The sequence below is a fragment of the uncultured Kluyvera sp. genome (assembly GCF_902485085.1).
GTDB lineage: Bacteria > Pseudomonadota > Gammaproteobacteria > Enterobacterales > Enterobacteriaceae > Kluyvera > Kluyvera ascorbata.
Genome location: NZ_CABTJS010000019.1, coordinates 1 through 8,458, shown reverse-complemented (window position 1 = coordinate 8,458; position 8,458 = coordinate 1). Strand labels below are relative to the sequence as shown.

8 protein-coding genes are annotated in these 8,458 nt (G+C 52.1%); 3 read left to right on the top strand and 5 right to left on the bottom strand.

All coding sequences use genetic code 11. The features are described 5' to 3' along the window. Window positions 1-113 precede the first annotated feature (113 nt). Both fecR and fecI read right to left on the bottom strand, forming a co-directional pair. The gene (fecR, locus tag RDN66_RS03445; RefSeq protein WP_202217988.1) at window positions 114-1,067 is read right to left on the bottom strand and encodes a ferric citrate uptake sigma factor regulator FecR; all 954 of its coding nucleotides are present in this window, start codon (window positions 1,065-1,067) and stop codon (window positions 114-116) included. Further along, window positions 1,064-1,585 carry a ferric citrate uptake sigma factor FecI gene (gene fecI / locus RDN66_RS03440; RefSeq protein ID WP_202217989.1) on the bottom strand — a complete coding sequence of 174 codons (522 nt, stop codon included), beginning with the start codon at window positions 1,583-1,585 and terminating at the stop codon, window positions 1,064-1,066. The genes fecR and fecI overlap by 4 nt, the downstream gene beginning before the upstream one ends. Before the next feature lie 350 nt (window positions 1,586-1,935). Between fecI and RDN66_RS03435 the strand changes: the two genes are divergently transcribed. Both RDN66_RS03435 and RDN66_RS03430 read left to right on the top strand, forming a co-directional pair. After that, a complete protein-coding gene (locus RDN66_RS03435; RefSeq protein ID WP_202218112.1) occupies window positions 1,936-2,247 on the top strand; it encodes a hypothetical protein in 312 nt (103 codons plus the stop codon). A gap of 137 nt (window positions 2,248-2,384) precedes the next feature. Next, on the top strand, window positions 2,385-3,545 hold the full coding sequence (locus tag RDN66_RS03430; RefSeq protein WP_308537552.1) for an IS30 family transposase: 1,161 nt from the start codon (window positions 2,385-2,387) through the stop codon (window positions 3,543-3,545). Window positions 3,546-3,679: 134 nt separating this feature from the next. Here the strand turns inward: RDN66_RS03430 and RDN66_RS03425 are convergent, their stop codons facing one another. From RDN66_RS03425 to RDN66_RS03415, 3 genes are all read right to left on the bottom strand, one after another. Continuing rightward, complete coding sequence (locus RDN66_RS03425; RefSeq protein WP_202217990.1) at window positions 3,680-4,885, bottom strand: MFS transporter; 1,206 nt, start codon at window positions 4,883-4,885, stop codon at window positions 3,680-3,682. 4 nt (window positions 4,886-4,889) lie between these two features. Further along, window positions 4,890-5,918, bottom strand: a complete 1,029-nt coding sequence (locus RDN66_RS03420) for a zinc-binding dehydrogenase (RefSeq protein ID WP_202217991.1) — start codon at window positions 5,916-5,918, stop codon at window positions 4,890-4,892. 394 nt (window positions 5,919-6,312) lie between these two features. Continuing rightward, on the bottom strand, window positions 6,313-7,107 hold the full coding sequence (locus RDN66_RS03415) for a helix-turn-helix domain-containing protein (protein ID WP_035894726.1): 795 nt from the start codon (window positions 7,105-7,107) through the stop codon (window positions 6,313-6,315). Window positions 7,108-7,209: 102 nt separating this feature from the next. Here RDN66_RS03415 and RDN66_RS03410 point away from each other — a divergent pair, with 102 nt between their 5' ends. Next, complete coding sequence (locus tag RDN66_RS03410) at window positions 7,210-8,337, top strand: multidrug effflux MFS transporter (protein ID WP_202217992.1); 1,128 nt, start codon at window positions 7,210-7,212, stop codon at window positions 8,335-8,337. The last annotated feature ends 121 nt before the right edge of the window (window positions 8,338-8,458 follow it).

The following is an 8,458-nucleotide window of genomic DNA, read 5'->3' as shown; positions in this document are numbered from 1 at the left end:
TTTGCTAAAAACGCGTAAAGGCGTCATACCTTCTCCATCATCATTTTTGTTGTGTTCAGCTATGAGTCGAATGAGAAGGGGAAAAAGGACAATGAAAATGAGAATTATTTTTCTTACAGCGCCGAAATATTGACCCAGTATCGCGTAACAGTCTGAATTTTCACTGGAAGTGTCTGGGCAATAATATCCAGAATCGCATCGGTATTTTTCAGCGGGAACGTGCCACTCAGGCGCAGCCCGGCCACCGCCGGATCGCAACGCAGCACGCCGTTGCGATAACGGCCCAGCGTGGCAATCACTTCACCCAGCGGTTTATCGCTGAAGCTCAGAACGCCCTGCGTCCAGGCGGCGCTTTCATCATCCGCTGAGGTGATTGCACCAAATTCAGACGCGCTGAACAGCAGGCTCTCGCCAGCGTTGACGATGCGTTTTTCCTGCGGGCGGTTTGCCAGTAAGACTTCAACCGCATGTTGTTGAACGGTAACGCGCGTGACGTTGTCCTGCTGATAGACGGTAAATTCTGTGCCTAACGCGGTGAGCTGGCCCTGGCGGGTCACCACGCGGAAAGGCCTCTGCTGCGCATCTTTTGCGGTGGTAATCGCAATTTCGCCATACCAGAGGTGGACAGCGCGCTGATGCGTATCAAACCGAACGTCTGCGGCGCTTTGCGTGTTGAGCGTCAGCAGCGAGCCATCGTCCAGCCGCTGATGGCTGACCGCGCCTTTGGCGGTGCGGTAGTCCGCGCGTAGACCTTCTCCGGTTTCAGATTGCCAGAGCTGCCAGCCGCCGCCCACGCCGAGCAGCAGCAGTAGCCCTTTCATGACATGACGACGGGTAAGACGCGTATCGTGCAGCGCCCGGCTGGCGACATCGCCCGGAACGCTGCTGAGCTGGCTGCGCAGGTTTTCAACCTGTTGCCAGGCCCACTGATGATCTTTGTCCTCTTCATACCATTGTTGCCAGCGCGCTTCCTGCTGTGGGCTGACACGCTCGCCGCTCAATACGGCATACCAGTGTGATGCTGAGCGCAAAGCCTGACGGCGAGAATCGGTGATAGGAGCGTTCACAGGCCGTGCTCCAGACGAAAGAGCAGACAATGTTCGATAGCCTTTGCCATATATTTTTTCACTGAACTGACCGAAACACCGAGCTTTCGCGCTATTTCGCTGTAGGTCAGACCATCCAGCTGCGAAAGGAGAAACGCTTCGCGTGTTTTTCCGCTCAGCCCGTCAAGCATGCTGTCGATGAGTTGCAGGGTTTCGAGCTGACTCTCACGTTCCTCGGGCGAAGGCGCGAGATTTTCCGGCATCAGCGCCAGCATCTCCAGATAGGCTTTTTCCAGCGCATTTCGACGAAACAGGTCGACCATTACCCGTTTGGCGATAGTGCATAGGAAGGAGCGCGGATCGCGGATCGTCGAGAGCGTATCGCTGCCCATTACCCGTATAAAGGTGTCCTGGGCAATGTCATCGGCATCAAAGGCAGACTGGAGCTTGCGCGTCAGCCAACTTTTCAGCCAGCCGTGATGGGCGCCATAAAGCGACTCGAGCGTTAAGGAAGCAGTAGTAGTGGCGTGGTCAGGCATGCGCAGTGCATCAAAAGTTAATTATCACGCGGCTATATTAATATGAGAATAGTTCTCATTACAATTAGAAATAAAATAGTATCTGGTTGATACCAATAACGTGTTGTTTTAAATAAAAATGTTAAGGGCAGGTATTGGATGGAGGAGGTGACATGAAAAATGCCGCTAACGGCGCAATGTATTTGTAGGCCTGATAAGCGAAGCGCCATCAGGCATCTCATGCTCTATCACCGCAACCCCCGGCGTCACTGCGCTCGGCTGGGCTACCGTTGTTGTTAGAATTTGCTGCCCGTTTTATGGTGACCTCTGATGGTATGCTTACATTTTTACCGCTTAAAGAGGAAACACTAATGATTGTAAGAACCTGGCACGGCTGTGTTCCGCTAAAACATGCCGAAGGTTTTGCGAAACACCTTGAGAGGACAGGTGTGGAGCATTCAAAGAGCGTATCTGGCAACAGAGGCGCTTTAGTGCGTAGAGAAACCCAAGGGGACTGGGAGCATTTTTTTCTGGCTACTTACTGGCTGGATTTACAGTCGGTTAAGAGATTTGCCGGAGAAAGTTATCACGTAGCGGTAACATACCCGGATGACGAAGAATTTGAACTACTTTCCGATCCTTACGTTTTCCAGCATGTAGTGGAAAATGTTGCACCGCTTTAGCGTCGTTTCCGGGGAAGCCTGACGGTTACCCGGATTCTTTATAATATCCACACTCATTCAACGTACTAAGGTCCGCTATGAGCTGTGAGTTCAACGGGTCGATGCAACGCTATCCTTGATCAAGGGGGGACGTTGCCATGAAACGAAGAACGCGCATTTACTACACGCCAGAACAGAAAGCGATTATCTGGGACCGATATAAGCAAGGTGATTCCCTGCACGATATCGCCAGAATGTTCGACAGATTTCACTCTTCTATTATGCCTACAATCCACCAGACAGGTGGCTACCGTCCTCCCGTGAGAAGGCGGCACCGGTTAGCGCTCTCGCTTGATGAAAGAGAGGAAATATCCAGAGGATTGGTAGCAAAACGCAGCATCAGGGACATCGCTGCCAAATTATCAAGAGCTCCTTCAACGATTAGCCGCGAGATTAGGAGACACGGTGGTGCAAAACAATACCGTGCAGCAAAAGCCGATGCTACTGCGTGGGAAAATGCTCTGAGACCAAAACCTTGCAAGCTAATTCAAAGCCCCGCATTGTGTAAAATCATTGCAGAGAAGATGCATCAGGACTGGTCGCCGGAACAGATCGCCGGCTGGCTGAAACGCTGTTATCCGGATAGTCAGGAAATGCATGTGTCACACGAAACGATATATAAAACGCTTTTTATACAAACCCGGGGTGCATTAAAAAAAGAACTGCAGCAATGCCTCAGAAGCGGAAGAGTCGTGCGTAGATCCAGAACATCATCGCTTAAAGGGAAAGGATTAGGGTCAATCCCGGATACGATCTCTATCAGCGAAAGGCCACCTGAAGCAGCTGACAGAGCCATACCAGGTCACTGGGAAGGTGATCTGATCCAGGGCTCTAAAAACTCCTATATCGTCACCCTCGTAGAGCGTCATTCCCGTTTTGTTATGTTGGCCAAAGTCAGGGACAACAAGACCATAACGGTTATATCTGCACTCATCAAACAAGCCCGTGAATTACCTGCTGAGCTTTATAAAACATTAACATGGGACCGGGGTGCTGAAATGACCAGCCATACCCGGTTTACCGTAGCTACAGATATTCAGGTTTACTTCTGCGATCCTCAATCTCCCTGGCAACGCGGCTCAAATGAAAATACAAACAGATTACTCAGACAGTATTTTCCAAAAGGAACTGACTTATCGGTTCACAGCCAGCAAAGACTAAACAGTGTTGCCAGACAGCTCAACGAGAGGCCGAGAAAAACGCTAGACTATGAATCACCCGCAGAGCGGTTCAATCAATGTGTTGCATCCATCGGTTGAACTCACAGCCCAGAGCGGACGTGAATGTGTACATAAACATCGACAAATATGCCCAAAATCCTGCCCGCTGATTTTGGGCTTTAACTACTTTTCAAATCACCATAACCCGCTTCCAGGCAGCAGATAAAACAGCGTCAGCAGCTTAATTTATCGATCTTTTTCGCCTGCAACTCTCTAACAATACCGGCCAAGGCAAGAGCGATGGGAACAAGGGAGCCCCACAGGACGGCGTTCCAGCCGTAGAGGCTGAGCAGGGCACCTGAAGAGAAAGAACCGACGATCATCACTCCAAACACCACAAAATCGTTCAGGGACTGGACCTGGGTTTTCTCTTCGGGACGGTGGTATTCAATGATCTTCGCCGATGCGCCGGTAAAGCCAAAATTCCAGCCGAGACCCAGTAAAATCAGTGACAGCCAGTAGTGGAAAATATCGGTTCCACCGAGCCCGGCCAGAACAGAACTTGCGGTGATAAGCAGACCGGCGGCGGCGATACGCATGGCTCCGAAGCGGTTGATTAATTTGCCGGTGAAAAAACCTGGGCCATACATGGCAATAACATGCCACTGGATACCGAGATTCGACGCCTGCTGAGAAATACCGTGCATGTGCATGGAGAGTGGTGCTGCCGTCATCAGGAAGTTCATCACCATATAGGTTACCGCACCGCTGAATACGGTTCGGGCGAACCCTGGCTGACGGACAATTTCGCGCAAAGGTCGCCCACCCATTTTTACCGTGCTGGCAGGTTCTGTTGTTTTCACGCCTTTGAGAATGAATGCCGAAATGACGGCGACGAGCGCCTGGGCGATGAATGTGACGGCAAAGGTATGAGGCGGCCAAAGGTGCATCGTACCTGAAACCAGCATTGGGCCAATCACACCGGCAATCACTCCGCCGCCCATCACCAGCGATAGGGCCCGGGCACGACGTTCTGGCGTGACGCCGTCGGTTGCGGCAAAACGAAAGCTAAGCGCAACGGCGGCATATGCGCCACCTAAAAATGCGGCAATGCAGAACAGCAGAAATGAGCCGATGACCACGGCCAGCGCAGCCGTCAGGCCGGTAATGACGCCCGCCCCGGTGCCGACCATAAAGGCGGCTTTACGGCCTTCTTTTCGCGCCAATGTACCTAACGGCAGGATACAGGCTGCCATCCCCAGAACAAACATGGTGATGGGAAGTGTCGCCAACGAGCTACTGGGCGCGAGGGCGTTACCCACAATTGCGCCGGTGGCATAAAAGACGACGGAGTTGGCACCGGCAAGGGCCTGGGCGGCCGACAGCCGGATAATATTATTGTTCTGGTCTGCAACGGGCAGGAAATGTTCTGCGGACATGTGATTAATTATCCTGGTTCATGGTGAGGACTATCCGGTATCGCGCCATACCTTGCTTAAGTCTGTTGAGCGCCTCATTTGCCCGTTCAAAGGGCAATAGTTCTGTGATGGGCAACGTCTGAAAGAGCTGGCTGAACCGCAGCGCGCGCTCGGTTTGCGCAGGTGTGCTGACGAAGGAGCCAGTCAGTGTGCGTTCAGCGCCGATCATCATACCCGGCGAGACCTGCAACGGCGTTTGTCCTGTACCAAGCAGGATCGTCTTTCCCCGAGGAGAGAGGGCGGACAAGAGGGCTGAAACCGTTTTTGAATCCGCTGCCGTAGCCACAATATAATCCACACCGCCGTCGTTTTTCAGCCGTTGTGATGCATTTTCCTTCAGCGTATCGATGTAGTGGTGTGCACCCAGCTGAAAGGCCGCACGTTCTTTTTCATTTCCCCGCGCAACCACCGTCACGTCAAACCCCATTTTGCGGGCGTACTGAACCGCCATATGACCAAGGCCACCCATCCCAAGAACCGCCACTCTGTCGCCCGCTCTGGCACCAGAATTACGCAGCGCGTTGAAGGTTGCGGTACCGGCACAAAGGATTGGGGCGGCATGCACCGAAGCGAGTGCGGAGGGGATCGCTATCAGTGCGGTATGCCGCATGACAACGTACTCTGCGTAGCCGCCATCGCAGCTAAGTCCTGGTGTAAGCTGATTTTCGCAGAGATGAAAAAGCCCGCTGCGACAGGGTTTGCAGTACTGACAGTACCCACCCAGCCGCCCGACGCCTACCCGCTGCTCGGTTTGCCAGATATCGGGTACCTTTTCTCCCTTGCGGGCAATAAACCCGACGATCTCATGTCCCGGTATACGACCAGGCTGGCCCTCTTGCGGCGCGCTTTCCGCGTCCCGGAGATCGGCACCGCATACTCCGCATGCTTCAATTTTGATAAGCACCTCATCCGGGCCGGGAGCGGGTATCGGCCGCTCTGTCATTTCCAGCACGCCGGGGGCAACGATCTGCATCGCGCGGTATTTTTTATTCATAAATGGCACCGGTAAAAATAGGGATTATCAGATGGCAAGGGTGACGAGAAAACGAGACACCATGTTTTATGCGGCGACGGTCCACGGTCTCTTTCTCTTCTGGCTTTCATTGACGAAAAGCCGTGATCCTCATTGTGCAATACCAGAATGCCATCGGAGCCTCTGATTGACGACTGAGAAGAAATTGCGATACAGGAAAGAAAATCTATCTTGCGTGCGTATACTGGGTAAACATGAATCAGAATGATCAAACGCGTGACCTTTCAGTAAAAGAATGAAGCGTTATCTTCAGTCATCTAATAACTGCAAAAGTCACTGTTCATATGCACTCGCACATCAACCAAATAGGGCAGAACGCAATGGCGACATGCTTAAAATAAGGTTTTGTCGACGGTTAACCCAAAGATGTGTCCTGATGTTCAGTGATTGAATGGCGGAGATAGCGAGTCGGTGTTGTGCCCGTATATTGACGAAAGAAAACAATGAAGGCGCTGTCACTGACAAAATCAAGCTGTTGCGCCACCTGACTTAGCGACCAGCCGTCACACAGCATTTCCATTGCTTTCAGCAGTCTCCACTGCTGCCTCCAGCTCTGATAACTCATTCCCGTATCCCGAATAAATATACGGCTTATTGTGCGTTCACATGCGCCGACCTTTTGGGCTAACTGCCCCAGACGTGGGGGTAATTCGCCTCCGCGCACGCTGTCCAGCCAGACACTCAGGCGAATATCTAACGGAAACCGCAACGTCCAGTTTTCGCTTTGGGCGTTTTTAATTTCTTCACAAAACACGGTGATGAGACTGCTTTGTTGTTCTTCAGGCATTCCCCATTGCCAGAATGCCATCCTTTCGATCACTTCAAAGAACAGGGGATTAACCTCAACGATCTGCAGGGGCAACGCCGATAACGGTAAAACGTTTGAAAAGTAAAGAGAACGATAGGCCATTGCGCCATTCATAATGGCGCGATGAACCGTGCCGGCAGGTATCCAGGCAGCGCGCCGGGGCGGAAGTAGGCAAAGGGTATTATCCAGCTCGATTGTGATGCTTCCCGCTGCCGAAAAAAGCAACTGATGACGAAGGTGGCTGTGCATCCCTGAATCATGTATTCCCATATCAGATGCAATTCCGACAACCCTCTCATCGAACGTATCCGGATCAAAAGAATCGTCTGGATTGATCTTCATCTTGTGTCCTATTTTAAATATAAATAGTCCTTATCATGGTAATACGACATAACCACTTCCGCAATAATAGCCGCATATTCTGATTATCTAAGGATTGTTGCTATGAAAACCAATAAAAAACCACCGTTGTGGTTACTTACATTACTGATTATGTTTCCCCAGTTGGTGGAAACCATATACAGCCCAGCGTTGCCCGACATTGCTCGTGCTTTTCAGGTGGGCAGTGAACGTGCCGCACAGACGCATTCAGTCTATTTTGTCGCGTTTGCCGTCGGCGTGGCGCTCTGGGGATGGTTAAGCGATCGCGTTGGTCGGCGCCCCGCGATGATGGCCGGGCTTCTGTGCTACGGGGCCGGTTCAGCACTCGCTCTTGTGGCTACCGACTTTAGCATTTTGCTCCTGGCTCGCATGGTCGCAGCCATAGGTGCCGCTGCTGGCTCCGTTGTCGTTCAAACCATGCTGCGAGATAGCTATGAATCGACGGCGTTAGCCCGTGTCTTTTCCGTGATGGGAGCGGCGCTGGCAATCAGTCCCGTTTTCGGTCTGGTCAGTGGCGGCTGGCTGGTTAGCCTGTACGGACATACCGGCGTGTTTGTTGCGCTGGTCACGTTGGCGCTGATGCTGCTGATACTGACAGCATGCTTGCTGCCTGAAACGCGGTCGGAAAATACTTCCGGCTCGCGATTTGGTGGACTGGTCTGCCGGATGGCGGGGGATGGAAGGCTGTGGAAAAATGCAATGCTCGTTGCACTGCTTAATACCATGCTTTTCAGTTACTACAGCCTTGCACCGTTTCTTTTCGGCCAATTGGGTTGGAGTGCCAGGGCTTTCGGATGGACAGGGATTTTACTGGCCTTTGCTTCCCTATCGGGCAGCTTATGGAACCGGAAACTGTTGTCTATCGGTTTGTCGCCAGAACAACTGGTGAAAAATGCTTGCCTGCTGGCGCTATTGTCGGGTGTTGCAGCATGGATCTTACAGCAATCTGTATGGATCCTTGTGCCGGTAGTTGGGGTTGTGATTGCCTATGGTATTGCGATTCCAAACGTGCTGAGTCAGGCCCTAAGCCAGTATCGTGAACAGGCAGGCGCAGCCGGAGCGCTGTTTGGATTGGTCTACTATTTATTGCTGGGAATGATGCTGGGACTTGCCGGCATCGTGCAGCAACTTGGACTCGTTCTGACCGCATGTGCAGTAATAGCCTGCCTTTGCAGCCTGTCACGGCGCTAAGGAAGGTGCGAACAAGTCCCTGATATGAGATCATGTTTGTCATCTGGAGCCATGGAACAGGGTTCATTATGAGTCATCAACTTACCTTCGCCGACAGTGAATTCAGCAGTAAGCGCCGTCA